We start from the raw sequence: 1,336 nt of genomic DNA on the forward strand, positions 1-1,336 counted from the left end.
ATTAAATTTCGATAACAAAATATCAAAATCCTTTAATATTTGAGAATATTATCTGTTTGATAGCAGCGATATGATAGCATCAAAATCCGATTTTTCGGTGGACATCTGTAGATTATGGTAAAGCTCAGCATCTGCGTCTGGAATACGATAACCTTCTATTTCCGCAAATATTTCCATTATGCCATCAGAATCATTGGCTTCAGCCGCTTCCTTAATGCCTTCAAATACTGTGTCCATCAGCTCGCTGTCTGCTTCCGGCATTTCCTCATTATCATCAACTTCTTCTAATTCATCATTACCGAACAGTTGGGACAATGGTTCCTTAAAGCTCCTGTAAGTAGTAATAAATCCTTCATGATGCTGATTTATATAATCTATATCCCCTGCTTTGCCGGCGTTTTCCAGCAATTGTGCTTCTTCAGCAAGGGCTGTTGCTCCAATCAGCCGGACAGAACTTTTCATTGCATGTACCTGTATAGTATAGTCCTTGAAATTCCCATCGGCGTAGAAACCATCGAGCAATGCTGCATCCTCATCCAGGGATTCATAGAAAATCTTCAGTAGTGGTAAATAAGCCTCCGTGTCTCCACTGTTGCTGATACCCTTGGCCAGGTCGATCCATTCCTGTCCTTGTAGTGGAGCTAGTATTGCTGGAATATCCCCCTGCTCCTCTTCATCATCGTTGATATCATCTTCCCCGGAAATATGGATTTTGTCCCCTGGCAGATAGGTCATTAACATATCCTCCAGCTTACCAGGATGAATCGGCTTGGTAAGATAATTATTAAAACCAGCAGATAGATACTGTTCCCTGGCTCCGGATATGGCATTGGCGGTAAGGCATACTGTAACTGTGGCCTCGTTTGGTCCATCTGTTTGTGCCCGCAGTTCATGCAAGGTTTCGATACCATCTTTACCCGGCATCATGTGATCCAGGAAAATCATGTCATACATTTTGCTTTGGGCCATGGCAAGTGCCTCATCTCCACTGTTGGCCGTTTCGATGATTATCTTGGTACGTTTTAAAAGACTTTTGAATACCATCAGATTCATCGGATTATCGTCCACCACCAGTACTGTAGCCTCTGGAGCCGTGAACTTCTCCTTGTATTTTTTATGCTCCTTTAAAAGCACATGAACCGATGTTCTGTAGTCTCCTAATGGCTCCCATTTGACAACCTTCTGCCGCAGATCGAAGAAGAAGGTGGTACCAACGCCATAGGTGCTTTCCACCTGCAGGGAGCTTCCCATCATATCCAGAAGATTCTTGGTGATGGTCATGCCTAAGCCGGTACCCTCGCCATTACGATTACGTTTTTCCTCAATACGCTCAAAC

1 protein-coding gene is annotated in these 1,336 nt (G+C 43.6%); it reads right to left on the reverse strand.

Annotation, left to right across the window (positions count from 1 at the left end):
* Positions 1–48: 48 nt before the first annotated feature.
* Positions 49–1,336: response regulator (locus ACKI5G_RS05545; RefSeq protein ID WP_407398405.1), on the reverse strand; the 1,288-nt coding region annotated here is incomplete at its 5' end.

The organism is Anaerovibrio sp. (genome assembly GCF_045637405.1).
GTDB lineage: Bacteria > Bacillota > Negativicutes > Selenomonadales > Selenomonadaceae > Anaerovibrio.